Origin of the sequence: Teredinibacter haidensis (assembly GCF_014211975.1) — a bacterium.
GTDB classification, from domain to species: domain Bacteria; phylum Pseudomonadota; class Gammaproteobacteria; order Pseudomonadales; family Cellvibrionaceae; genus Teredinibacter; species Teredinibacter haidensis.
Genome location: NZ_CP060084.1, coordinates 1,588,822 through 1,614,780, shown reverse-complemented (window position 1 = coordinate 1,614,780; position 25,959 = coordinate 1,588,822). Strand labels below are relative to the sequence as shown.

The 25,959-nt window shown below is 48.1% G+C and carries 22 protein-coding genes and 2 tRNA genes; 20 read left to right on the top strand and 4 right to left on the bottom strand.

Annotated features, from left to right (window positions below):
* The first annotated feature begins 650 nt into the window (after positions 1 to 650).
* Positions 651 to 3,008 (top strand): immune inhibitor A domain-containing protein, encoded by a 2,358-nt coding sequence (locus tag H5715_RS06270; protein WP_075187504.1) that lies wholly within the window; start codon positions 651 to 653, stop codon positions 3,006 to 3,008.
* A 30-nt stretch (positions 3,009 to 3,038) separates the two neighbouring features.
* On the opposite strand, the gene H5715_RS06265 is transcribed toward H5715_RS06270, so the two are convergent.
* On the bottom strand, positions 3,039 to 3,410 hold the full coding sequence (locus H5715_RS06265) for a hypothetical protein (protein WP_075187361.1): 372 nt from the start codon (positions 3,408 to 3,410) through the stop codon (positions 3,039 to 3,041).
* A gap of 301 nt (positions 3,411 to 3,711) precedes the next feature.
* Between H5715_RS06265 and H5715_RS06260 the strand changes: the two genes are divergently transcribed.
* The gene (locus H5715_RS06260) at positions 3,712 to 5,487 is read left to right on the top strand and encodes a M2 family metallopeptidase (protein ID WP_343044318.1); all 1,776 of its coding nucleotides are present in this window, start codon (positions 3,712 to 3,714) and stop codon (positions 5,485 to 5,487) included.
* 158 nt (positions 5,488 to 5,645) lie between these two features.
* Here H5715_RS06260 and H5715_RS06255 read toward each other — a convergent pair.
* Both H5715_RS06255 and H5715_RS06250 read right to left on the bottom strand, forming a co-directional pair.
* Positions 5,646 to 5,722 (bottom strand) — tRNA-Asp (locus H5715_RS06255).
* 30 nt (positions 5,723 to 5,752) lie between these two features.
* Positions 5,753 to 5,828, bottom strand: a tRNA-Val gene (locus H5715_RS06250).
* A gap of 236 nt (positions 5,829 to 6,064) precedes the next feature.
* Here H5715_RS06250 and H5715_RS06245 point away from each other — a divergent pair.
* The 18 genes from H5715_RS06245 (at position 6,065) to H5715_RS06160 (ending at position 25,660) form a co-directional block, all read left to right on the top strand.
* Positions 6,065 to 6,577 carry a cytochrome c-type biogenesis protein gene (locus H5715_RS06245; RefSeq protein ID WP_425507016.1) on the top strand — a complete coding sequence of 171 codons (513 nt, stop codon included), beginning with the start codon at positions 6,065 to 6,067 and terminating at the stop codon, positions 6,575 to 6,577.
* A gap of 26 nt (positions 6,578 to 6,603) precedes the next feature.
* Entirely contained in the window at positions 6,604 to 7,878 is a 1,275-nt protein-coding gene (gene ccmI, locus H5715_RS06240; protein WP_075187362.1) for a c-type cytochrome biogenesis protein CcmI, read from the top strand.
* A 118-nt stretch (positions 7,879 to 7,996) separates the two neighbouring features.
* On the top strand, positions 7,997 to 11,500 hold the full coding sequence (gene smc / locus H5715_RS06235; RefSeq protein ID WP_075187363.1) for a chromosome segregation protein SMC: 3,504 nt from the start codon (positions 7,997 to 7,999) through the stop codon (positions 11,498 to 11,500).
* 64 nt (positions 11,501 to 11,564) lie between these two features.
* Complete coding sequence (zipA, locus tag H5715_RS06230) at positions 11,565 to 12,602, top strand: cell division protein ZipA (protein ID WP_075187364.1); 1,038 nt, start codon at positions 11,565 to 11,567, stop codon at positions 12,600 to 12,602.
* A gap of 22 nt (positions 12,603 to 12,624) precedes the next feature.
* Positions 12,625 to 14,658, top strand: coding sequence for an NAD-dependent DNA ligase LigA (gene ligA / locus H5715_RS06225; protein ID WP_075187365.1), 2,034 nt, complete (start codon positions 12,625 to 12,627; stop codon positions 14,656 to 14,658).
* Between the two features lies 1 nt (position 14,659).
* Positions 14,660 to 15,274 carry a transglycosylase SLT domain-containing protein gene (locus tag H5715_RS06220; protein WP_075187366.1) on the top strand — a complete coding sequence of 205 codons (615 nt, stop codon included), beginning with the start codon at positions 14,660 to 14,662 and terminating at the stop codon, positions 15,272 to 15,274.
* Between the two features lie 17 nt (positions 15,275 to 15,291).
* Positions 15,292 to 15,714: a hypothetical protein gene (locus H5715_RS06215; RefSeq protein WP_075187367.1), complete on the top strand. Its 423-nt coding sequence runs from the start codon at positions 15,292 to 15,294 to the stop codon at positions 15,712 to 15,714.
* A gap of 32 nt (positions 15,715 to 15,746) precedes the next feature.
* Positions 15,747 to 16,001: a hypothetical protein gene (locus tag H5715_RS06210; RefSeq protein ID WP_139309894.1), complete on the top strand. Its 255-nt coding sequence runs from the start codon at positions 15,747 to 15,749 to the stop codon at positions 15,999 to 16,001.
* Positions 15,998 to 17,068 (top strand): AraC family transcriptional regulator, encoded by a 1,071-nt coding sequence (locus H5715_RS06205; protein ID WP_083608195.1) that lies wholly within the window; start codon positions 15,998 to 16,000, stop codon positions 17,066 to 17,068. Before H5715_RS06210 ends, H5715_RS06205 begins: the two co-directional genes overlap by 4 nt.
* Before the next feature lie 51 nt (positions 17,069 to 17,119).
* Positions 17,120 to 17,686, top strand: a complete 567-nt coding sequence (locus tag H5715_RS06200) for a DUF4136 domain-containing protein (protein WP_083608196.1) — start codon at positions 17,120 to 17,122, stop codon at positions 17,684 to 17,686.
* Between the two features lie 156 nt (positions 17,687 to 17,842).
* Positions 17,843 to 19,627: an acyl-CoA dehydrogenase C-terminal domain-containing protein gene (locus H5715_RS06195; RefSeq protein WP_075187369.1), complete on the top strand. Its 1,785-nt coding sequence runs from the start codon at positions 17,843 to 17,845 to the stop codon at positions 19,625 to 19,627.
* A gap of 121 nt (positions 19,628 to 19,748) precedes the next feature.
* Positions 19,749 to 21,347, top strand: a complete 1,599-nt coding sequence (locus H5715_RS06190; RefSeq protein ID WP_075187370.1) for an AMP-binding protein — start codon at positions 19,749 to 19,751, stop codon at positions 21,345 to 21,347.
* Between the two features lie 49 nt (positions 21,348 to 21,396).
* Positions 21,397 to 22,308, top strand: a complete 912-nt coding sequence (locus H5715_RS06185) for an SPFH domain-containing protein (RefSeq protein ID WP_075187371.1) — start codon at positions 21,397 to 21,399, stop codon at positions 22,306 to 22,308.
* A 14-nt stretch (positions 22,309 to 22,322) separates the two neighbouring features.
* The gene (locus tag H5715_RS06180; protein ID WP_075187372.1) at positions 22,323 to 22,769 is read left to right on the top strand and encodes an NfeD family protein; all 447 of its coding nucleotides are present in this window, start codon (positions 22,323 to 22,325) and stop codon (positions 22,767 to 22,769) included.
* 12 nt (positions 22,770 to 22,781) lie between these two features.
* Positions 22,782 to 23,957 carry a patatin-like phospholipase family protein gene (locus H5715_RS06175; protein ID WP_075187373.1) on the top strand — a complete coding sequence of 392 codons (1,176 nt, stop codon included), beginning with the start codon at positions 22,782 to 22,784 and terminating at the stop codon, positions 23,955 to 23,957.
* A gap of 126 nt (positions 23,958 to 24,083) precedes the next feature.
* A complete protein-coding gene (locus H5715_RS06170) occupies positions 24,084 to 24,263 on the top strand; it encodes a hypothetical protein (RefSeq protein WP_175574323.1) in 180 nt (59 codons plus the stop codon).
* 61 nt (positions 24,264 to 24,324) lie between these two features.
* Positions 24,325 to 25,215 (top strand): DMT family transporter, encoded by an 891-nt coding sequence (locus tag H5715_RS06165; protein ID WP_075187374.1) that lies wholly within the window; start codon positions 24,325 to 24,327, stop codon positions 25,213 to 25,215.
* Between the two features lie 154 nt (positions 25,216 to 25,369).
* Positions 25,370 to 25,660, top strand: coding sequence for a histidine kinase (locus H5715_RS06160; RefSeq protein WP_139309895.1), 291 nt, complete (start codon positions 25,370 to 25,372; stop codon positions 25,658 to 25,660).
* A 28-nt stretch (positions 25,661 to 25,688) separates the two neighbouring features.
* Here the strand turns inward: H5715_RS06160 and H5715_RS06155 are convergent, their stop codons facing one another.
* On the bottom strand, positions 25,689 to 25,874 hold the full coding sequence (locus H5715_RS06155) for a hypothetical protein (RefSeq protein WP_075187375.1): 186 nt from the start codon (positions 25,872 to 25,874) through the stop codon (positions 25,689 to 25,691).
* Between the last annotated feature and the right edge of the window lie 85 nt (positions 25,875 to 25,959).

Sequence of the window (25,959 nt, the reverse complement as noted above, 5' to 3'; positions counted from 1 at the left end):
TTTTTAAATTTCAGTGTGAAATAGAAAGTTCGCGCCGTTTTGTGCAAATTCAAATTTTCCAGAAACGCCCGGTAAGTGTTTATCACTAGTTCCCGCGGCTCTCGTAAGAATTCATATGTCGTTTCACCCCGCCCGCATCTGTATTGCCATTCTCTAGCGTGGCAATGAGCAATATTAAAAGGCGAGGAAAATTAACTTTCGATTCCTATTGGTGTGCCTACGAAGGTTGTAGGCGCCGTGTTTTCTGTTTGTGATGGTATATTAAATACCTAATTGGCGCCTATCGTAATATGGTTCGTCGATCGACAGCATTGACAATGCAGAGTTAACTCCCTGTTTTATTTTTTAGTCGGTAGCGAAAGCACCTTTCCAGTGCGCCACCAAATGATCATGCCATGCCGAAAATAATTCCGAACGTTCTTGTATAAATATACTTAAACACGTGCGCATAAATTATTTTTGGAAAATGGGATGGTGTATGAGACGACAATTTTTGACGCATAAACAATCATGGCGTTTTAGGGCAGTTAAGTTGATCGTTTTGGGTATGACGTTTTAGCAATCTCCCTACTTTTGTGTGATCGACATATTGAAATATGCTGTCTACTATTTCCCCTGGTTTGTTGCTTTTAATTCAAGGGATTTTTGATATGGACCGATTTTTACACTATCTGTTGTCAGCATTATTACTTTTACCGCTAAGTGCAATGGGGGCTCGCAGCTCGCATCTTTCCGGTGCACCATTCGATTTGGCAATAGCCAATGAAGAGCGTCTTATCGAGATGCTGAAAAAGTCGGGAAAGATATCCTCTTACGCTTCAAGGAGTGAAGCCGAAACGGCACTCTATGCCATGTTAAAGCAGCGCCAGACAGCTGCAATGGATGCAGTTCAGAATTTGTCGGAATCCGCTCAGTTTAACTCTACGGTACCTCAAAAGCATTTTGGTAGCGCCAATTTTGGTAAGGGTTACCAGGCTAAAAAACATTTTCGGGGTGGCTCTTCTCGGCCGGATTCCGTTGAAGACGAAATTTATGAAGGTGGTGTTAACCAAGCAAAATTACTAACGGTTCTTATTGAATTTCCAGATTATCCTCATAACAGCGTTCTGCCTGAGGATACGGATATGTATTACGAAAATTATACTAAAGCTCACTATGAATCGTTGCTGTTTAATGAGGATGGCTTTAGCGGACCAAATGGTGAAACTTTAATTACCATGCAGGGCTACTATAAATCGCAGTCCGGTGGAAGTTACGGTGTAACAGGGGCCGTTGCCGGTTGGTATATGGCCAGTAAAAATGCTGCTTACTACGGCGCAAATGATCCTTATAGCGAAAATGATATGGCTCCAAGGGAGCTGGTTATTGAAGCGCTTTTGGCCGCGCAGGCAGACCCTGATGTGAATTTGGCTGATTTCGATATTGAGGACCGCTACGATCTTGATGGCGATGGCGATTACTGGGAGCCGGACGGACTTGTCGATCACGTACAGATTATTCATTCTGCTATTGGAGAAGAGGCGGGTGGCGGCGCGTTGCTGGAAGATGCAATTTGGTCGCACCGTTGGAACCTCGATGACATCTTAACTTTGGATGATACCGCAACCGATATTACCTATTGGGGCGGCGTTATGGCTGCTTACGATTACACCATTCAGCCCATCGATGCTGCACCGGGGGTTATTTGTCATGAATACGGCCACGATCTTGGCCTGCCGGATGAATACGATACGATGTACAGCGGCAGGGGTGAGCCTGTCTCATATTGGTCTTTGATGGCAAGTGGCTCATGGACGGGAAAAGTTGCAGGTACTCAGCCGACAGGATTTAGCGCCTGGTCGAAAGAATTTCTTCAAGATACCATGGGTGGCAATTGGCTTACCGGTGCGCGTCTGCATATAGACGACCTCAATTTTAGAGGTGAGCGCTTGCTGCTTGATCAGGCCGCTACCAAGGGAACCAATAACGACGTTGTCCGCGTAGACCTGCCCGATAAAAAGACGGTTGTCGTTGAGCCTGCAAGTGGTGAATGGGTTTACTTTAGCGGTAGTGGCGACGATCTTTATAACTACCTTGTTACAGAGGTTGATTTAACTACAGCTACAACGGCAGCGCTGGAATTTAAGGCAAATATTGATATTGAAGAGGATTGGGATTACGCCTATGTTGCCGTAAATGGCGTCGCTATTCCGGGAAATATTACAACGGACTTTGATCCCTTTGGACAGAATTTTGGCAATGGTATTACGGGGAAAAGTGACGGTTGGATTGATGCGGTATTTGATCTTACGGCGTATGTTGGTGAGGTTGTATCCCTTGAAGTTTATTATATAACCGATGCCTATGTGAGTAATCCGGGGTTGTATCTGGACGATATCTCCATTGTTACCGATGGCGGCAGTACGTTAATTGCTGATGCGGAAAGTGACCTCTCTGATATTGGCTTAAGCGGTTTCACGCGTGATATGGGCTATGTTCTAAGTACGCATTATTATCTGATGGAGTGGCGTACACACAAGGGCATTGATGAAGGATTAAAATATATCCCAGTTGCAGACCAGTATATGTCGAGTAATGAAGGGTTGTTGTTGTGGTATGTCGATGATTACTTTAGTGATAACTGGGTTGGTGTTCACCCTGGTGATGGGTATGTCGGTGTTGTAGATGCCGATCAGCGCACTCTTGTTTGGAGCGATGGCTACGTGGCCTCCACGCGGTATCAGATTCATGATGCTGCTTTCAGCCTTAAGCCTGCGAGCTTTCTTTGGTTGCTACTTGATGATCCAGAGGCGGGGGAGATATCGATGTTTGATTTTTTCAACAGGCCCAAGCCCTTTTTTAGCGACCATTTAAGCTATCTGTCTCCAGAGATTCCGGATGCAGGGCGAGTGATTCCTCATTATGGTTTACATATACGGGTAATAGCTAACAGCCGGGATGGTACGGTGGGTAAAGTTAAGCTCTCTAGAGTGCCTGCTATAGGCACGTGGAGAGAAGGGGGCTACTAATTAGATCTAATAGGTAACCAAAAAAACCGGTCATTGTTGGCTGGTTTTTTTGGTTTTTAGTTTTAGCTTAATGATAGGGGGAAGATCTTTACGGTTCATGATCTTAAAGTCGCTATTATTTATTTTTTTTCCGACTGCAATTTGTGAGGCGCTAAGTTTTTTTGTGCCGTTTACCTCTATAAGCGTCGCGTATTCATAAGCGCCCGAGGTTGGATTGAGTACAACTATGCTGCCCTTCCTCGTTTCAAACCAATTCAGTTCTTTATTGCCAACACGGGTCAAATAGACTTTTTCTCCCGATGGTTGTGTATACGCCTTGAGTTGTTGGTTGAGAGGGGCGGGCATAGCCATTGACGAGTAGCTCATCAGCCACGCTGCCAACCATATGTAGTAGTGTTTCATGATAAGCCTCTTAAGCCAGATTATTCTTGGACATGCCTACGGGGGCTTGATTCAACCTCAAGTGAAAACTTTTTATAGGAATTGGTTCGTCTGTAGATACTAGACATCTATTTTGTGCACCGAAACGAGTAAAGCGGTAGAAATATTTCCAATTGTTCCAAAAGAATAGAAGAGATGGCACTTTTCGCAATTCCTAGAGGTGTTAAGAGTTCGTATACTTAGAAGCTAAGCCCATCTATGAGGTCCTCCTGTGAGAATATTGTTTAAACCGCTAATCGTGGCAGCTATTTTTCCATTCGTTATTACCGCTTGCGAGCAAAAAGTATCCGAGCCTGTGGCTGAGCAAATCGTTTACGATCAGGCGAGTGCCGAGACGTTTTTGGATAACGCCGAAAAGGCGATGGCCGATGCCAGTTTGTTCGCTAATCACGCTGCTTGGTTGGGCGCTACCTATATTAATAGTGATAGCCAGTACGTGGAGGCGCGCGCCTTTAAGGAGTTTACGCTGCAAACTGTACAATATGCGATGAAGGTGAAGAACTGGGATACGGCCCAGCTCGATCCTGTTACCCGGCGTAAGCTGGATGCACTGCGTGCGGGCTTGTCTTTTCCCTCTCCAAATGATGAGGATCTGGCTACCGAACTTTCCGAGATCGGTTCGAAAATGCAGGCGATGTATGGCGAAGGTAAGTATTGCCGTCAGTCTGGCGAGTGCTTTAACTTGTTGGATATGGGAAAAATTCTCTCTGCCGGCGAAGACCCAGCGTTAATGAAGGAAATGTGGCTGGGTTGGCGAAAGGTCTCACCACCTATGCGCAGCCTGTATCAGCGTCAGGTCGAGATCGCCAATCAAGGTGCGCAGGACCTCGGCTTTGATAATCTCTCGGTTATGTGGCGTTCCAACTATGATATGTCTCCGGATGAATTTTCGGTAGATGTCGACCGCCAATGGCAAAAGGTCAAACCGCTGTATGACGCTCTCCACTGCCATGTTCGCGCTGAGCTGAACGAGGCCTATGGCGACGATGTTGCGCCTAAAACGGGCAAAATCCCCGCGCATTTGTTAGGCAATATGTGGGCACAAACCTGGGGCAATGTGTATAACAAGGTGAAGCCCGACGGCGGTGAATCCAGTTACAATCTCACTCAATTGATCGAAGAAAGCGGCATGTCTGAGCTGGATATGGTCAAAGTAGGTGAAAGCTTCTTTTCATCCCTTGGCTTTGCTCCTCTGCCGGAAACCTTCTGGGAACGATCTCTGTTTTTGAAACCTCAGGATCGTGAGGTGGTGTGTCACGCGAGCGCCTGGGATCTGGATGACAAGGACGACCTGCGTATTAAAATGTGTATTCAAAAAGATGCAGAAGACTTTCAAACCATTCACCACGAGCTGGGCCACAATTACTATCAGCGAGCCTATAAAGAGCAACCGCTTCTGTTTCGCGGCAGTGCCAACGACGGATTCCACGAGGCTCTTGGCGATACGGTTGCGCTTTCTATTACGCCAAGCTACCTCGTTGATATCGGCCTGCTGGATAAAGAGCCGCCCGAGAGTGAAGATCTGAGCTACCTCGTGTCTCAGGCGCTCGATAAAATAGCGTTTTTGCCCTTTGGTTTGATCGTGGATAAGTGGCGCTGGCAGGTCTTCAACGGTGAGCTAGCGCCGGAAGATTACAATAAGGGCTGGTGGAAGCTGCGCGAAGACTACCAGGGTATTGTTGCTCCAGAAGGGCGCACAGAAGATAACTTCGACCCCGGTGCGAAATACCATATCCCAGGAAACACACCCTACACTCGCTATTTCCTGGCGTTTATCCAACAGTTCCAATTCCATCGTGCGCTTTGCGAGACAGCAGGTTACGAAGGCCCACTGCACCGTTGTTCGATTTATGGCAACAAAGCCGCAGGTGAAAAACTCAAAGCGATGATGGAGATGGGAAGCAGCCGTCCCTGGCAGGATGCGATGGAAGCTTTAACTGGGCAACGCGAACTGGATGCTTCTGCAATTGTGGATTATTTTGCTCCGGTGCAAGAGTGGCTGGAAGAGCAAAATAAAGGCAGGGAGTGTGGATGGTAGAAGGCTTGCTATGAGTAATCCGGAGGGGCGAGACTGCGCCTTCCGGTTCCCATACTCTTTCTGGGCGGTCGGTGACCGTCCACATTTGATTCAGTAAAATTTCTTTGAAATGCAAATACAAAAAAGCCCCACTCTTACGAGCAGGGCTTTTTTGTATTTGGCGACCCGGAAGGGACTTGAACCCTCGACCTCCGGCGTGACAGGCCGGCATTCTAACCAACTGAACTACCGGGCCGCGAATCCTTCGTTAATACCACTGGTCAAGTGGTGGGTGGTACAGGGGTCGAACCTGTGACCTACGGCTTGTAAGGCCGTCGCTCTCCCAACTGAGCTAACCACCCCCGAAAGGAGCGGCTATTGTAATGATTCTTAATGTGCGGTCAATACCTTTGTTACAGATTAATTGTTGTTTTTTTTCAATCACTTGTGTGAAAGTTGAGCGTTTAACCCTTCTCTTCGAAGTTATCAACAGGATTGATGGAGTTGTGAGCAATTCGAGACAATTTCGTAGCGCGCCTGTATCTGTTTGGAGCCTCGCTGCTATAATGCTGAGCTAATAATTAGGGGGGCGAATGCCTTGGCGAAAATATCATTCTCCGCTGCTCGTTTGACGTGCATTTCAACTGCGCTTCTGTTTGGCTTGGTGAGTCTTGCTGCCGTTAGCTCGCAAGTTGCTATTGATGCTTACGAATTCGATTCCGAGCCGCAACGGGGGCGGTATCAGGTTCTGGTGCAGGAGTTGCGTTGTCCCAAATGCCAAAACCAAAACCTCTCCGATTCCAATTCTGCAATAGCCATTGATTTGCGCAACGAAGTGGCTCGCATGATTCGCGCGGGTCAGACTGAATCCGAAATAAAAGACTATATGGTCAATCGCTACGGCGATTTTGTTCTCTATCGTCCCCCAGTGCAAAAAAACACCCTGGTATTATGGTGGGCGCCGGTCATTATGCTTGGCGTCGGCGTATTAGTGTTTGCAACAATTTTGGTTCGGCGCCGCAGGGCGGGTTGCGACACAGATGACAATGAAGAGGCTGAGGCGCCAGCAGGCGATACGCTGGAAAATGAAAAAGATAATACGTCCAGCTGACGGGAATTTACTTTAGGGGATATTGAGTGGAAATCGCATTTTGGCAAGGTTTTCTGGCTTTAAGCCTGCTGGCCATGGGTTTTGTTGTTTGGCCAACTATATTTATTCGCAGGGAAAAGAAGCGAGAGCTGCTTACCGATGCGCAGGGACAGGTCAGTGAGGATGTTTATCACGATCACCTGCGCGAACTAGAAGAAACCCACTCGCGTGGCGAAATTGAGTCGGTTGATCTGAATCTGTTGAAGCGCGATCTTGAAAAAACCATGATCGAAGAGAGCGATAGTAGTGCGGCGCGCTCTGAAAAGCCGATTGTTTCCAATTTTAAAAGCCGTTTGCCCGTTATGGCGCTGGCATTGCTGTTGCCGCTCGTAGCTTTAGGTATTTATGGCGCTGTTGGCGCAAAGCCTGATTGGGATATTTATCAGCTCGCAAAAGAGCGCGCCCAAACAGTAGATATGGCAGAGCGTAATCAGTTGAGTGAAACGCTTATCGAGAGTTTGCAGAATCGTCTGCAAAGCAAGCCTGGCAACAGTCACAATTGGCACCTATTGGCTTCTGTTGCTTCGGAGTTGGGGGATCACGATGAGGCTGTACGTGCGTATCGAAGAGTTCTGGAGATTGAGCCCAATGCCGCTCAGGTAATGGCAGAGTTGGCTCAGGCATTATTTTTACGGGCGGGAAATACCATTACGCCCGAGGTGAGCGAAAACACCCAGATGGCTTTGCAGCTTAATCCGCGTATGCCCACTGCTCTGGGCTTGGCCGGTATTGAGGCTTACCAGTCGGGGGCTTACCAAACTGCGATTGAGCACTGGAGCCTCGCGGTCTCTCAACTCGATCCCAAATCGCCGTCTTCTGTCGCGTTGTCTGGTGGTATTGCTCGTGCACAAGCGGCACTGGAAAAATCTGGCAGTACGGCAGCATCGAAGAAGAAAAAGAAAAATGTGGTAGAGGGTTCGACTATTAAGGTGTCGGTGAGCTACGACGCAACGGTGGTAAACGCAAACCCAGATGACCATGTGTTTGTCTATGCCCGTGCCTGGCAGGGGCCCAAAATGCCCATTGCTATTCGCAAGTTAAAAGTGTCGGATTTGCCCATTCGAATTGAATTGGATAATAGCTCCGCAATGACCGACGGTATGAATTTAAGCAGTTTTCCTCAGGTGGAATTAGTCGCTCGTATTACAGGTTCTGGCAGTGCTATTCCTCAATCGGGTGATTGGCAAGTGTCGGAAGGGCCCGTAATCGTGGCCGAACAATCAGAAACTGTTACATTGAAGATTGTCGAGCAAATTCCGTAACAACGCTAATGCTTCGCCGGGTCTATCTGTGTAGAATCGGCTGTTTTTCCTATCTTGCGTAAACGCCCAAATTAGGGCTAAGTTTGGCGCAAACACTCAAAATTGGTGTTCACTTTTTATGCGGTTGAAATGTATCAAGCTGGCGGGATTTAAATCCTTTGTCGATCCAACCACGGTTAACTTTCCCAGCAACCTCTGTGCGGTTGTTGGGCCAAACGGTTGCGGTAAATCTAACATTATCGATGCTGTTCGTTGGGTGATGGGGGAGTCGTCAGCGAAAAACCTTCGCGGTGAATCCATGACAGACGTTATTTTTAACGGCTCTGGAGGTCGAAAGCCCGTTGGCCAGGCATCGATCGAACTGGTGTTCGATAACAGTGATGGTTCCGTTGTCGGCGAGTATGCCGGTTTCTCTGAGATTTCTATCAAGCGAAAAGTCACCCGAGAAAGCCAGAACTTTTACTATTTGAACGGCAGCAAATGTCGCCGCCGCGATATTACCGATATTTTCCTCGGCACCGGATTGGGACCGCGTAGTTACGCCATTATCGAGCAGGGCATGATTTCTCGTTTAATCGAAGCCAAGCCGGAGGAGCTGCGTGTCTATGTGGAAGAAGCTGCGGGCATTTCGAAATACAAAGAACGTCGTCGCGATACTGAAAATCGCATGCGCAGAACACAGGAAAATCTCGAGCGATTGACGGATATTCGCGAAGAGTTGGAGCGGCAGCTATCACGCCTGGAGCGTCAGTCCCAGGCTGCGGAAAAGTATACAGAATTCAAAAAGGAAGAGCGTGAACTTAAAGCAAAGCTTCAAGCGCTTCGCTATCAGGTATTACATTTAAAGTCAGATCATAAACATAAAGAAATCAGAGAGTTAGAGCTGAAAGTTGAAGCTCAGGTAACTGAGCAGGTACGCCAGGATTCCGAGATAGAAAAGTACCGCACCGAGTACACTGAAAAGAGCGATACCTTTAATGAGGTGCAGGGCCGCTATTATTCTATTGGTTCGGATATCAGCCGCGTAGAGCAGACCATACAGCACGCAGAGGAACGTGAGCGACAGCTGCGGATCGATATTGAGCAAACCGAGCGTGATTGCAGTGAAGCGGAAGAACATTTGGCTGTGGACAAAGCGAAGGCCGAAGGCTGGGAAGCCGAGCTGCTGGAAATTGTGCCCGAGCTGGATCTGGTTCAAGGCTCTGAAGAAGAATCGGGTTCTGTGCTGGTGGAGATCGAAGAGGCCATGCATTTGTGGCAACAGGATTGGGATCAGTTTAACCAACGTGCGGCAGAGCCAAGACAGCAGGCTGAGGTGCAGCAATCGCGCATTAAATATCTGGAACAGGTTCAGACCCGGCTGTTGGAGCGTATGGATAAGCTGGAGCGCGAACGCGATGCCCTGGTTGTTGGCGATGCTCAAGAAGATATTGAAATGCTTCAGGAGGAGATGGCAACCCTGGAGCTAACGGTTGAAGAGAAAAAAGAGCAGGTTGAACAGCTGACAGAGGTGGTGAACGAAAGCCGTGAGCAGCAGTACCGCCTAACTGAAGATCGCGACCAACTGCGCACTGAACTGCAATCTTCCCGTGGTCGACACGCGTCTTTGGAAGCTCTGCAGCAAGCCGCACTGGGACAGAACTCCGGCGCTGTCAGTGAATGGCTGGATACACAGGGCATGTCCGAATACCCTCGCTTGGCCGAAAAGCTGGAAGTTGCGGCGGGCTGGGAAAAAGCGGCTGAAGTCGTGCTGGGGAATTCTTTGCAGGCTGTCTGCGTTGAGCAGTCTCTGCAGCAGCTAAGCGACGCTTTGGGTGCTTTCGATACCGGCGAAATTACACTGTTTGAAACGGTGGGTGCCGGCGCTGCTGGCCCCTCAGCATCTCTGCTGGGAAAGATATCATCCTCCATCGATCTCTCTTCACTGTTGCAAGGCGTGCTGGTTGCCGACACGCTTGCCGAAGCGCTTAGCCAGAGAGAATCCTTGAAAGCAGGGGAGTCAATTGTTACGCAGGATGGACTCTGGTTGGGAGCCAACTGGCTGAAGATTGTAAAGGACGATGATGCCAGCTCCGGCGTAATTGCACGCCAGCAGGAGCTGGAAAACCTCGGTATTCAACTTGAATCGCTTGAGGAGCGCATCGAACAGCTTAATGAAGATCTGGAAAAGACCAAACTGCGTCACAGTGATAGCGAGCGTGAGCGCGATAATGTTCGCCGGGAGGCCGATGACTTATCTCGCAAGTATAGCGATTTACGGTCTCAGCTAGGCTCAGGTAAGGCAAAAATTGAGAAGGTGACGGAAGGACGTGAACGTACCAGCCGCGATATTGCCGACGCTAAAAGCCAGATGGATGCGGAATCACAGAATTTAGTGGATGCCCGAACGCTGTTACATAAAGCGATTACCGCGATGGAGACGGATACCTCAGAGCGTGAGCAGCTGCTTCATCGTCGGGATGATATTCGCAGTAAGCTCGATCAGGCACGCCAGAAGGCTAGACATGATAAAGATCGCTCCCATGAGCTTGCTATGCGTCATCAGTCACTGAAGACGCAGGTTGATGCCATCAAGCAGGGTATCCAGCGCCTGCAGGATCAAATGGGGCGCATGCAGGAGCGTAGGGAAACGCTGCGAACCGCGTTGGAAGAAAACCGGGAACCAGTAGAAGAACAGAAGCTCGAACTGGAGGCTCTGTTAGAAAAACGTGTTTCGGTTGAGCAAGAGCTGACAGAAACGCGCCGTATTGTAGAAACAGTGGAAGCGGCTTTGCGTGAAGTCGAAAAACAGCGACATCAAATCGAATCAACCATATCGGGTATTCGCACCAGTCTCGAAACGGCGCGTCTAGATGCTCAAACGCTGGATGTTCAGGCCGAAGGCTTGAAGCAGCAGCTTGTTGAGCACGAGTTCGACCTGGAAACCGTTCTGACGCTGTTGGACGAAGACGATTCTGAGTCAGAGCTGGAAGAGGCCTTAACTAAAATGGGCAACCGGATTGCGCGCCTTGGCCCCATTAACTTGGCGGCCATTGACGAGTACAAGATCGAGTCCGAGCGCAAGAACTACCTGGATGCTCAGAACGAGGATCTGAACGAAGCGCTGGAAACACTGGAAAATGCCATTAAGAAGATCGATAGGGAAACGCGCACGCGCTTTAAAGAGACCTTCGATCAGATCAATACAGGCTTGCAGGAACTCTTTCCGAAAGTGTTTGGTGGCGGTCACGCCTACCTGGAGCTCACGGGCGAGGATATGCTCGACACTGGTATTGCCATTATGGCTCGTCCGCCGGGTAAGAAAAACAGTACCATTCATCTGTTGTCGGGTGGAGAAAAAGCATTAACGGCAATTGCGCTGGTGTTCTCCATTTTCCGTTTGAACCCGGCTCCTTTCTGTATGCTGGATGAGGTGGATGCACCCTTGGATGATGCCAATGTTGGCCGTTACGCACGTATGGTCGAGGAGATGTCTGGGCAGGTGCAGTTTATTTACATTACCCACAACAAGATCGCTATGGAAATGGCGCATCAACTAATGGGTGTCACCATGCATGAACCTGGGGTATCGCGCATGGTGACCGTAGATGTAGAGCAAGCAGCGGAGCTGGCTGCAGTTTAATTTTTTTGAGATAAGTTCCGTAACAAACTGTTATATAAAGATTTTTAGGGGGAAGAGATAAGGCATGCGAGATTGGTTAACGGTTATAATCGTTTTGCTAATTGTAGGTATACTGTTGGACGGTTTTCGCAGAATGCGGCAATCGCGGCGTGCGAGCCTGCAGCTGTCAAAAAATGCCGAAAAGGCTGATAGCAGAGTAGAAACGGCTGTCAGTTCCAGCGAGTTCCCCTCTGGTGGTGCGCGGGTTGCCGAGTATCGGGATCCCGAGCACGCGACATCGGTTAATCAGAACCTCAAGCAAACCTACCTTTCTAAAAAAATCACCGTGGGAGCGCCCAATCGTATCCCCGAGCAGGTAACGCTAAATCTGGACGAGCATGTCCCCATGCTGATGGATTCTGTCGCAGAAGAGGCGCCTGAGGGTGTTGTAATGGAGGAGGAACTGGAGCGTGTAAACGAGCCGGTACTGGGCGATCTGGAGTCTCTGGATGATGATGTCCCCGCGCAAGAGGTTCGAGATCCCGAACCCGTGCCGGTAAGAGAAGAACCGAAGAACGAAACCCGCAAAGCCGCGCAGGTAAAAAAAGAAGCGAAGAAGGAACCCCGCAAAACTGCGCCGGACGAGCCGAGTTTCCAGCAGCCCGATGAAGTGCTGATTATTAATGTGATGGCTCGGTCAGGTATGCGCTTTGAGGGTGAGGCATTATTGTCTGCCCTAATGGAGGATGGCATGAGGTTGGGTGCGATGGACATTTTTCACCGGCATATTAATGATGATGGCGATGGTCCCGTGCTCTATAGTCTTGCCAATATGGTTGTGCCCGGTACGTTTAATCTCGCCAAAATGAAAGAGTTCGAGACTCCCGGTGTTAGCTTGTTCTTAAGTTTGCCGCTGGAGATTACCGATGAAGATGGGGAGCTCCCGGAAGGTCTGAGTATTCGCGCTTACGACGATATGGCGGCTACCGCGAAGGCTCTCGCGCTAGCGCTAAACGGTGAGCTTAAAGATAAAAATCGCAGTGTGATGACCCAACAAACCATCGAATATGACCGTCAGCGCGTAGTGGAATACGAGCGAAAGCAACGGTTAGCGAGAGCTTGATCTATTCGGCAGAGAGATTTTCATGAGTAACCAAGATCAGCAGCCACCTGCCGACGTTGTCGCACGCTGTCACGAATTAACAAATCAACTCAATTATCACAACAAACAGTATTACCTCCTAGATCAGCCGGAGATACCCGATGCGGAATACGACAGGCTCTTTCAGGAACTCAAAAGCCTGGAGCAGGCATTTCCCCCACTATTAACCGAATCCTCGCCGACTCAAAGGGTTGGCGCTTTGCCTTTAACGGAATTCGAGACGGTTCTCCATGAAATGCCGATGTTGTCGTTGGATAATGCCTTCAGCGCAGAGGATATGCAGGCGTTCGATAAGCGTTTAAAAGAAAGGTTAAAGCAAGCAGATGAGCTCGAATACAGCTGTGAACCGAAGTTTGATGGTATTGCCGTTAGCCTGCTTTATCGCGACGGTGTGTTGGAGCGCGGGGCAACCCGTGGTGATGGCACAACGGGTGAAAATATTACCCAGAACGTGCGTACTATCGGTTCCATACCTCTGCGTTTACAGGGCGACGATTATCCTGCGGTGCTTGAGGTTCGCGGCGAAATATTTATGCCCAAGCGGGGTTTTGAGCAGCTTAACCAGCGGGCTATCGCGCGCGGGGAAAAAATCTTCGTAAACCCACGTAATGCCGCTGCCGGTAGTTTACGCCAGCTGGACTCTACCGTTACTGCCCGTCGACCGTTAGTTATGTGCGCCTACAACGTTGGCTATGTTGAAGGTGAGCTTAAGGGTGCCCATGCGCAGATACTTCTGCAGTTACAGGGCTGGGGATTTGTCGTCAGTGAAGAGCTGAGCGTGGTGGATGGTGTGCAGGGGTGTCTCAATTACTATGCTCAGCTTGAGCAAAGGCGGGCAGGGTTGGCCTACGATATCGATGGTATCGTCTTTAAGGTCAATAGCATCCCTCTGCAGCGGCGGTTGGGTTTTGTTTCCCGTGCGCCGCGCTGGGCTATCGCCCACAAATTCCCCGCTCAGGAAGAAATTACCCGCTTGAATGATGTTGAGTTTCAGGTGGGGCGCACGGGGGCTATTACGCCAGTTGCCCGTCTGGAACCGGTGTTTGTCGGCGGAGTAACCGTCTCGAATGCAACGCTGCACAACCGCGATGAAATACAGCGTTTAGGTGTAAGAATTGGCGATTCGGTGATTGTTCGCAGAGCTGGCGATGTTATTCCTAAAGTTGTGGCCGTGGTGCCGGGTAAGAATGGCGAAAATCGGCGTGAGATCAGCTTTCCGGAACACTGTCCGGTATGTGGCTCTTTGGTTGAGACTCTGGAGGGGGAAGCCGTTGCGCGGTGCAGTGGCGGTCTGGTTTGCGAGGCTCAGCGAAAAGAAGCTATTAAACACTTTGCCAGTCGCCAGGCGATGGATATCGATGGGCTGGGCGACAAGCTGGTTGAGCAGCTGGTGGATGAAGGTTTGATCCACCAAGTCGCGGATTTGTTTACCTTAAGTTGTGAACAAATTGCCGGACTTGAGCGTATGGGGCTTAAGTCGGCGGAAAACCTGCTTAGAGCCTTAGATGTTAGCCGTGAAACTACCTTGTCACGCTTTCTGTTTTCACTGGGTATTCGCGAGGTTGGGCAGGCGACGGCAAGAAACCTTGCCCAATACTTCGGCTCGCTGGAGAAGTTGGTGCAAGCGGAAATAGAGGCATTGATGGAGGTGGATGATGTCGGCCCGGTGGTCGCGCATTTTGTGCATGATTTTTTTCAACAGGACAACAATTTAAAGGCGGTTGAGGCTTTAAAAACTGCGGGTGTTCATTGGCAGGAAATTGATCCGGTTGAACAACAGGATCTGCCGCTTGCGGGTAAAACCTATGTGCTTACCGGCAGCCTAGAAACGATGACTCGAGATCACGCAAAAGAGCTGCTGTTGGCAAAGGGCGCCAAAGTGGCAGGTAGTGTTTCAGCTAAAACGCATTGTGTCGTTGCCGGCCCCGGTGCGGGTGCAAAGCGGGCAAAGGCCGAAAAATTAAATATTGAAATTATGGATGAAGCCACATTTCTGAGTTTTATGGAGTCTTTGTAGTATGTTGTTACGTTCGGGGAAAACAGTTGTTGTGTTCTTGATGATCGGCGTTCTCTCTGCTTGTGCGTCCTCGCCGCCCAAACATCAGGATAATATCTGCCATATATTTGATGAGAAAGATGGCTGGTATAAAGATGCCAAAAAAGCCTCCAAACGTTGGGGGATTCCGATATCAACCAATATGGCGATAATGCATCAAGAGAGCCGGTTTGTACCTAAAGCAAAGCCGCCAAGAAAGAAAATACTGGGTTTTATTCCTGGTCCGCGTAAAAGTAGCGCCTATGGCTATTCCCAGGCTAAGGATGAAACCTGGGATTGGTATAAAGACAAAACCGGTCACTGGGGTGCTGATAGAGATGAGTTTGACGACGCTATCGATTTTGTCGCTTGGTATAACAGTATCAGTGTTAAGAAATCTAGAGTTGCGGCGAGTGACACTAAAAACCTGTACCTTGCCTATCACGAAGGTCACGGTGGCTATAGTCGTCGCACATACAAATCGAAAAAATGGCTGGTGGCCGTTGCCAACAAAGTTGATACACGCGCAAGACGCTACCAATCACAATTGGCAAAATGTGAGGATCGCCTGGATTCCTCCTGGTGGTGGCCGTTCTAACAATAAGGTTAAACGTTATGGATCAGGAATCGATAGTGTACGGTTGCATTAAAGATGCTATTCATTTTAATGAGAATGCAGAAAGACGCAGCGTAAATCGCGCGGCTATGCTCTCATTGCCCAGGGCAGACGAATGGCCTCATCTTTGCCAGGAAATGTTTGCCATTCCTCGAGTTGAGCAATCCAGCGAGCGCTATCAAACCGAAGTTATGCACTTTGGTGCCTCTTACAAGGCGATTGAGTACGAGTGGGCGCAGTGGATGGAAAAATTTGAATCCTTGCTTAACCGAATGTATTGGGTATCTGCAGTTGTTCACCTTGAAACCGAGCTTACCGGTGTTCATACCTTTACCTGGGAGAGCAGATCCGATTGCCACGTGCCTGGCGCTGGAATACAGCAGGTCAGTTGTGAGTGGATGCAGGAAAATACATTTTTATAATTGCACTCGCTGAGTGATTGAGTAGGTAAAAATTGAAAGTACGATTTAAAGTTAATAAGCGGTTTAATCTGTTAGTGACCCTGTTTGCGGGTGCTGCAGCGGTTTGGATGATGGTGGTTCGCTTTGGTTACCCCGTTGAAAAAGTGCTGACTGCGCTGTGGTTTAGCCTGGCCGGAATTGTTGTAATAATGCTGATTACCGCACCGCTGGCATTGTTGTTACGCTGGTGGAATAATCGAGACGATGACGATCACTTTAAACCAAGAGAAAAAGATCCCGAACAATGAACACGTTGACCCCTATGGTTCCCAGCGAATATGCGATACGTCTGCTTGAGCAGGCCGAAGCCTCGGGGTGTGATAAAAACGAAATACTGGAAATTGCTCAATGTACCTGGAGTGATCTCACTCAAAACGACGAAATTACCGGTCGCTGTTATAGCCTGCTTTATCAGGCGGTGATGCGTGTAACGGAAAATGAGTGGTTTGGTATGTTTGTTGGCGAAAAAGTCCCTTTGGGATCTTTTCGCATGATGTGTCTGACGTTGCTCAGTTGTATGAATTTACAGCAGGTGGTTATACGGGCAGGTGAATTTGCTGAAATTTGCCGGGGGATGAAAACTCGCATCCGCCTGGAAAGAATTAATAATGAAGCGATTGTTTATATGGCGCCTGTTCACTCTTCCTCCCAGGGAGAGTTTGACTCGCTAATCAATAATGCTGACCCATCCTCCATTCTAACCTCTATTATTGTTTGGCATAAATTTGCAGAATGGTTAACCGGTAAAAGCATTCGCCTGAATTCTATCCAGCTTTCGTTTTCTCAAGAGCACGTAGAAAAACCATTGGCTTATGTACACGGGGCCAATATTGTTCATAACTGTAGTCGGAATGGCTTTGCGTTTTCCGTAGAGTGTTTGGAGTATCCGCTCGTTCAGGATAGTGATTCGGTTATGGCATTTTTGAGCACGGCGCCTTATCACCTGGTGACCGAAGATCCATCAATGCTTAACTTTGCGCAACGTGTGCGTAATATTTTAAAGCGCGATGTAAGCCGGGCGATACCGTCTGCGGAACACCTTGCAAGCCAATTGAACATGTCTGTGACCACCCTGCGCAGGCAGTTGGCAAAAGAGGGGGCGTCTTATCAAAAACTGAAAGATGATTGTCGAATGGAGGCTGCAATTTATTATCTTTCGTGTCAGGAATTATCCAGTTCTGATATCGCAGACAAATTGGGTTTCGATGAGCCCAGTGCATTTTTTAGGTCGTTTAAAAAATGGACAGGACAAACGCCTGGTGCGTATAGAGCCCGGTTAGATCAAAACTCTACAAGGAAGCTAGTGTCTCATTAGAGAGAAGCGTTATTTAAACCCAATCATTAAAACAATAAAGAGGAACCTGTAATGTCGTTATTGAAGAAGTTCTCAGGTTTATTATCACTGATCGTCCTTATTTCTGGCTGCGCCAACCAGCCATCTTCTGTTGATTATCGCGAAGGTTACGATTTTTCCAATTTACGTCGTTATGCAATGCTAGACGTAGACACATCAGTATATGAAAACCCCAAGGTTTCCGAGTTGGAAATTGAACGGGTTGAACAGTTAATGACGGCTGAATTAGCAAAGCGCTACACTTTGGCGGAAAAAGAGCAGGCCGACTTTTTAGTGCGCTTTTTCCTTGTGGTAGAAGAACGTATGAAGGTTGATACCTTTAATGCAACATTTGGTATGTTCCGTGGCGGTTATGGCTATCACTACGGTCTTGAAACCCCGGAAGTGAAGAACACCTATTTCCAGCAGGGCAGTATTATTGTCGATATTCTTGATGCTAAAACTGACGATGTTATATGGCGTGGCTCGACTGAAGGCAAAATCCGGAAAAATCCAACGCCGGAAGAGCGCAAAGCTCGCGTGGCGCGTTTACTGAAAGATTTATTCGCACGTTTTCCCCCGCAGGCTGTAAAGGGTTAGCTATTTGATAGAGAATTAGATCGTTTTCGCAATTGCATCGTTTGTGTTCGTGTATCCAGCTATAAGAAGTCGATTGTTAGCACAAACGGTGATGTACCTATTTGCCAATACAGCTAAACTGTATATCAGGGATTGAGACCACAAGAGGAGATAGGAATGTCTGACTACAAAGCCCCATTGCGAGATATTCAGTTCGTTTTGTATGAGTTGTTGGGTTACGAGGCTCATTGCGCCAAACTACCTAGTGGAGAGGAAAGTTCTCCAGAATTGGTAAACGCAGTACTTGAGGAAGGCGCCAAATTTTGTGAAAAGGTGATTGCGCCTCTCAACGCTATTGGTGATGAGCAGGGCTGTAAATGGGTCGACGGCGAAGTGGTTACGCCGGTAGGTTTTAAAGCAGCCTACACCCAATTTGTTGAAGCGGGGTGGCCCTCCATGTGCCATTCAGTTGAGCACGGTGGTCAGGGGCTGCCCGAATCGTTGGGAACTGTCCTAAACGAACTCACCGGCACAGCAAACTGGTCTTGGTCCATGTATCAGGGCTTGTCTCATGGGGCCATGAAAACACTTGAGCTACACGGAACCGAGGAGCAAAAACAAGCCTATCTTACAAAGCTTGTTGAGGGCGTCTGGACCGGAACCATGTGTTTGACAGAGGCTCACTGCGGTACCGATCTCGGTTTGTTAAAGACCAAGGCCGAATCTTTGTCGGATGGAAGCTATTCAATTACCGGTTCCAAAATATTTATTTCCGCTGGTGAGCATGATCTAGCCGAAAATATCATTCATATTGTTTTAGCCCGACTTCCCAATGCCCCTGCGGGAACCAAAGGCATTTCCCTGTTCGTTGTTCCGAAATACCTGCCCGATAGTGAGGGCAATATTGGTGAGCGCAACCAGGTAAGCTGTGGTTCTTTGGAACATAAGATGGGGATTCATGGCAATGCGACCTGCGTACTCAACTTCGACTCTGCCAAAGGCTTTTTGGTTGGACCTCCCAACCGAGGCCTTAACTGCATGTTTACGTTTATGAACACTGCTCGTTTGGGAACAGCAACACAGGGGTTGGCCCACGCAGAATTGGGGTATCAGAAATCACTAGTCTATACCCGTGAACGGTTGCAGATGCGCGCGCTTTCAGGTGCGAAAAACCCCGATGGGCCGGCCGACCCTATTATTGTTCATCCCGATGTTCGCCGTATGCTGCTGACGCAGAAAGCTTTTGCAGAGGGTGGACGTATGCTTATTTACTATGCCTCCCAGTTGGTAGACATTGAACAGCATACCGAGGGCGATCAAAAGTCGGAGGCTGAAGACTTGCTGGCGTTATTAACGCCAATAGCGAAGGCCTTTCTTACCGAAACCGGATTTGAATCGGCTAACCTCGCCATGCAGTGTTTTGGTGGACACGGATATATCCGTGAGTGGGGCGTCGAGCAAAACGTTCGAGACGCGCGTATTGCGATGCTTTACGAAGGCACTACCGGGATTCAAGCGCTCGATTTACTAGGCCGAAAAGTGCTGATGAGCGAGGGCGAGTTGCTTAAGCGTTTTACGAAGATTATTCACAAATACTGTCAGGCAAACGAAAATAATGACGTTATGGCTGAGTTTGTTCAGCCTCTTGCCGAGTTAAATAAAGAGTGGGGCGAACTGACAATGCATGTGGGAATGGCGGCAATGAGCGATCCAGAAGAGGTAGGTGCTGCAGCGGTGGACTACCTTATGTATTCCGGTTATATCACACTGGCATATTTTTGGGCTCGCGCAGCGGAGGAAGCACTGTCGATAACAGGTAGCGAAGAACAGGCTTTTTATGATTCAAAAGTAAAAACCGCACGATTTTACTTTGAGCGCTTGCTGCCGAGGACCCGTACGCTGGTTGTTACAATCAAGTCTGGCGCTGGTAACCTTATGTCGCTTGAAGAGGACGAGTTTTAATAATTTGCCAACGAATAAATTTTTTCTTGGCAATTTGATGTTTTCTGGTTATTTTTAGGCCACGGCAGGCCGTTGCTTACTGCCCAACAATACCCAGAATAAAAGACTTTCGGAGCCTGTTTTGACACCAAGATATAAAAATACACTAGAAATTCTTGAACATTCGTTTAGACGCTACCCTGATAAACCCGCCTACAGTTGTTTGGGGCATACTCTTAGCTATAGCGAGATTGATGCTCTAAGTGAGCGGTTCGCTAGCTATTTGCGCAATGATTTAGGTCTTCAGGCAGGCGATAGAATTGCCATCCAACTTCCCAATATCCTCCAGTTTCCCGTGGTTTTATATGGCGCCATGCGTGCTGGGTTGGTCGTCGTTAATACCAATCCCTTATATACACCGCGGGAAACACGGTACCAGCTACGTGATAGTGGTGCGAAGGCTTTGGTTGTGCTGTCAAATATTGCGCACAATGCAGCGAGTATTATTCGTCAAACCGATGTTGAAACGGTAATCGTAACAAATATTGCTGATTTGCATCCAGCACCCAAACGTTGGCTAATTAACACGGTTGTTAAATATGTCAAGAAAATGGTTGCTCCATTTAAGTTTGATCATCAAATTTCGTTGCGTACGACGCTGAGATCGAAGGCAAAGCCTTTTCCCAAACCAGACATTACCCCCGATACGCTAATGATTCTTCAGTACACCGGAGGTACAACGGGAGTGTCAAAGGGTGCCATGCTCAGTCATAAAAATATGGCCGACAATGTATGGCAATTAGTTACACAGATACCCCAGGCGTTTGATGAAGGTGACGAAATTTTTGTAGCCTGCTTACCGCTCTACCATATCTATGCGCTTAATGTTCATGCGTTGGCGGCCTTTTCTTTTGGCGAGCATAATCTATTAATTCCCAACCCGCGAGATATGGAAGCCTTGGTGAAGGCTATAAAACCTTTCCAAATAACAGTATTTGCTGGTATTAACACACTATTTACGGCTTTGTGTCGTTATGAGCCATTTAAGTCGGTTGATTTTTCTCGTTTGAAAGCAACGGCCTCCGGCGGCATGGCCTTAACCGAGGACGCCGCAAAGGCCTGGGAAAATATAACAGCGTGCAAGGTGTGTGAGGGTTACGGTTTAACAGAAACGTCGCCGGTAGTTTGCAGTAATTTACTGGATGATATGCGAGCAGGGTATACTGGCGTCGCGCTCGCGGAAACGGAACTGAAGTTAATTGATGATGAGGGTAACACTGTCGTCGATGAGGCCGGTGAGCTGTGTATACGCGGCCCTCAAGTTATGCAGGGCTACTGGCAAAATGAAGCGGAAACGAAAAATGTATTGGATTCTGACGGCTGGCTGAAAACAGGGGATATTGCCGAGATAAACGCGGATGGTTGGGTACGCATTGTCGATCGAAAAAAAGATATGATTCTTGTGTCCGGTTTTAATGTGTACCCGAATGATATTGAAGAGACCATTTGCCAAATGCCCGGCATTATAGAGGCAGCGGCTATTGGTTTACCCGATCCAAAATGTGGTGAGATGGTAAAGCTTTTTGTGGTCGCATCGAATGATAATGTTACTGAGGAAATGGTTTACAACTATTGTCGTAAAAATCTTACGCGTTATAAGATCCCTAAAATAATAGAGTTTCGTGATTCGCTACCAAAATCAAATGTGGGGAAAATTTTGCGCAAGGAGCTAAGAGATTAATTTTAGCGACACCAGAATTTAATTATAAAATATTTAGCGGGAGTGAAAAATGGTTGATGTTAGTTCGGTTGCGGTAATTTTTATCGCTGTTGTGGCTATTATTATTTATAAGGGCTGGAAGAGCGTGCCGCAAGGTGAAGAATGGACCGTTGAACGGTGGGGGCGATTTACTCGTGTGTTAAAACCTGGTTTTAATCTTATTGTTCCATTTGTCGATGCGGTAGGTAAGAAACAAATTGTGATGGAGCAGGTTCTTGATGTCGAACCGCAGGAAGTGATCAGTGCTGATAACGCTATGGTTACAACCGATGCGGTCTGTTTCTTCCAGATTATCGATTCAATAAAGGCGTCATACGAGGTTAACAATCTTGAACGCGCAATGCAAAACCTGGTTATGACGAATATTCGTGCTGTGGTTGGCTCTATGGAATTGGATGCCATGTTGTCCAATCGGGACGCAATTAATACCGCACTCTTAATTAAGGTGGATGAAGCCACGAATCCCTGGGGGATTAAAGTTACCCGTATTGAGATCAAAGATATTACGCCACCTCGCGACTTGGTTGACGCAATGGCTAATCAGATGAAGGCCGAGCGTGAAAAACGTGCCCAGATTCTACGGGCAGAAGGTGAGCGAGAATCCGCCATTAAAGTTGCCGAGGGTGATAAGCGCGCTCAGATATTAAGTGCAGAAGGTAAGCGGGAAGCGGCATTTTTAGAAGCCGAGGCGCGTGAACGTGAAGCGAAAGCTGAAGCGAAGGCCACGCAGGATGTAAGTGAGGCAATCTCAAAAGGCAATCCCCAGGCGATTAATTATTTTATTGCACAAAAATATGTTGATGCTCTGGGGCGGGTCGCCTCGGCTGATAACAGTAAAATTGTATTAATGCCCCTGGAAGCGAGCAGTGTTATTGGCTCGATCAGTGGTATCAAAGAACTTCTCGACAGCGTAAAAAAATAATAGGGCCTTGCTAAATGGTTTCATTTAATGAATATATCGGCCCTTGGTTTTGGTTGGCTGCAGGGCTGTTGTTACTTGGTTTGGAATTGCTTGGAGCGGGAGGGTTTTTACTTTCGGTTGGTATCGCAGCCCTGATCACGGCGGCAATATCTGCTCTGGTGACTCTTACCTGGCAGATCCAGTTTGTAGTATTCGGCGTCTTGGCTGTAATTATTACCTATGTTTACTGGAAATTTGTTCGTCCGAACAATACTCAATCGGAAGATCCATTGTTAAATAATAAAATGGCGCGATTGGTTGGAAGTAAAACGGCTTTGGTGCGAGCTGTTCAGGCGGGGACAGGTAAGGTACAGATTCACGACGCCTTGTGGACCGTATCTTGTGACGAGGATCTGGAAATGGGGGCTTTGGTTGAGATAACGGGTTATGAAGGAGCTACACTGATAGTTAAGCCCGTATGAAAAACTTAGCTTATGTCGACCAATGCTCTTATTTTATCCGGTGGTGGAGCCCGTGCATCCTATCAGGTGGGTGTCTTAACGGCATTGGCAGACATTCTGCCCAATCTTCATAACCCGTTCCCCATTATCTGCGGCACCTCTGCTGGCGCTATTAATGCCACGGCGCTGGCGGCTCATCCGGGCGAGTTTAGACAATCGGCATATGACCTTGCTAATACTTGGAAATATCTTGAAATAGAGAATGTTTTTAAATCCGGCTGGTGGCCACTGATCCTCAGTGCGTTAAAAATTGGAAGCTCCCTATTTAATGAAGGTGTTGGGCGAAAGCAGCCCCTGGCTTTGTTGGATAACTCACCGCTGCGCGATTTTCTCACTGATATTATCCCGTTTGATAATATCGCTCATAATATTGCTAAAGGTCGGTTGGAGGCCTTATGCATTACTGCGCTTGGATATAGTACAGGTGAATCCGTTAGTTTTTTTCAGGGGAACCCTGCACTAGGCGGATGGCGACGTTACCGGCGGGTGGGTACTCCCCGCGAGATAACGGTTGACCATTTATTAGCATCTTCCGCAATTCCCACCGTTTTCCCGACGGTTCCTTTAGATCGTGAATATTTTGGCGACGGAGCAATGCGTCAGATAGCGCCCATTAGCCCAGCTTTACATCTGGGCGCGGATCGGGTTTTTGTTATCGGTGTCAGCGGAAATCGGAATCCAGCTCATTGGGGAGAGGGCGGCCATAAATATAAGCCTCGCCCGAAACACTCTCCTTCAATGGCGCAAATTGTTGGGCAGATGTTTAACAGTGCGTTTATCGATGCGCTGGAGGGTGATATAGAGCAACTGGAACGTGTTAACCAATTGTTATCCCTACTTGATGATAAACGCTGCGATAAAACTGATCAGTTAAGGCCTGTTGATACGCTCATTATTTCTCCCTCCAAAGCGCTGGATAAAATTGCCGGGCGGCGCGTTCGCAATATGCCCTCGAGTCTTCGCTTTTTTCTTCGCACTACCGGAGCTACTGCCAGGGGCGGGGGGTCAGCAGCGGCGAGTTACCTCCTGTTTTCTCATGAGTATTGCAATGAGTTGATGGAGTTGGGTTACCAGGATGCAATGTGGGAACGGCAAGCGATAGAAGATTTTTTCGAGCGTGGCGATAAACAGGATGCCCTTAGCGAATAGCGTATCGACTTACGTCGCCAGGCTAGCGAAAGTCATGGCCGCACCGATAATGAGCCAGGAGACTAGCTAAATCGGATTTCTATTCTATTGTCTAACGGCGTTAAAAAAATATTATTGTAAAAAAACTTGAGCATTAATACCGTATCAAAGGATAGTGGCTACCTTTATTTGGGGTACGATTCTTATAAACTGAGCGCCGTAACGGTCAAATCCTTCCACTGGCAGGGGTACGACTCCGTTGTGGCCGTCGATCGCCAATACTTTAAGAAGCTTTCGCTGATCAAAAGTCCCGTTTACACTGAATAATTACTGACTCGCTAATGTTGATCTACTCTCGCAGAAATGGGTGAGTTCTAGAGGATGCTTTATGCCATTTCGCCTATTTCTGCCGGTCATTGTCTTGGTTTTGGCCTCTGTTCTATGGGGCCTGTCCTGGTTGCCGCTGAAGTTCATTCATCAGCAGGGAGTGGACGGAATCCCTTTGTTACTGATCTCTCAAGGCGCCTTAGCGCTGGTGTTTTCTCCCTTTTCTAAATTAAAACACTATATAAAGGAATATTTTACATCGTTGCTCGCCATTGCGCTGTTCGGCGGAAGTGCGATTCTATTCTTTACCTACGCGCTCATTTACGGTGATGTTATCCGTGTAATGGTACTGTTTTACCTCCTTCCCGTATGGGGGGTACTTGGCGGTAAATTCTTTTTGGGGGAGCAGCCCGACGCTGTGCGATGGTTGGGCGTTTTTTGTGCCCTGACAGGTGCAGTTCTGATTCTTGGTGCATTCGAAATTTTTGCTCGTCCACCCTCGTGGAATGATATTTTTGCACTGCTTTCTGGTTTGTTCTTTGCTGCGAATAACATGGTGTTTCGCGGTGTGCAGAGCCTTCCGTTGGCCCCTAAGCTAACGGCCATGTTTTACGGCTGCGCCTTCCTTTCGGCAATGCTGATACTATTTGGCGTTCAAGCCTTGCCTTCGGATCTAGCTCCGGCCAGCTGGGGCTGGATTTTCTTGTATACCTTCTGCTGGCTTCTTTTCGCCAACCTGGGGTCCCAGTGGGCGGTAACGCGAATGGAGTCGGGGAAGTCTTCAATCATTATCATTGTTGAGCTTGTTGTAGCGGTTATATCCGCGCTAATTTTGGCTGGTGAACGCTTATCACTTATCGAATGGGTAGGGTGTTTACTTGTGGTGGCGGCAGCGTTTCTCGAGGCCGGCAGAGCTGGGACGTTGGAAAGCCCTGAACCGGCGGCCGAATGACCGGCTTTTAACCCACGTATTTTCCGGACAATATCCTACAACCACGCTGTGATTTTTCCGGCATAGCTTGTGAAATGGGTCATCTATAATGCGCACCAGATTGCGGAGGCACAAATGTTGGTAACCGCACATGGATTCGTTGGAGTATAAAATTATGATTGAAGGGCGAGTAGTGTTATTGAATCGTTTTACACAGTTGGCTGCAGTGGATATAGGCTGTGGTCAGGCGCTGGTTTTCCACTTTCCCAGCGACACACAGCTGGATATTGGAGATCATTTGGAAAAACTTATCGGTAGTTTTTGCCAGGTGCATTGCTTAAACCGTAGCAAACACATGGAAGTCTGCGTGCAGATGCTGTCCAGTCCATTGCCGCTCTCTATTGCACGCTTTGTTGTCACCTCCGAGACGCAAGAGCAGGAGCTGCCCATCTCCCAAGTCGCGTAGCGGCTTGTTGAAAATGTAAGCGAGGCCTTCAGCGCACCGTAACTACGGGTAAATAAGCGGAGTCCATAGCGAATAAATAAGTATTTTCATACCCAATTTCAATACTACGCGGCAACGCAGAGAGTTTTTCAACTGCTGCTAAAAGCCTAGTGCGCTTAACGGGGAGGGCTGCTTGCCGCCCCGTAGAAGTGTTTTCTTCCTCTTTATCTTCCATACATCCTCCGAGTAAAAAACAACCGATTTGATTTTTATATAGCTATCGGAAATTAAAACATATCATTTAAATTCTTACTAAAAAT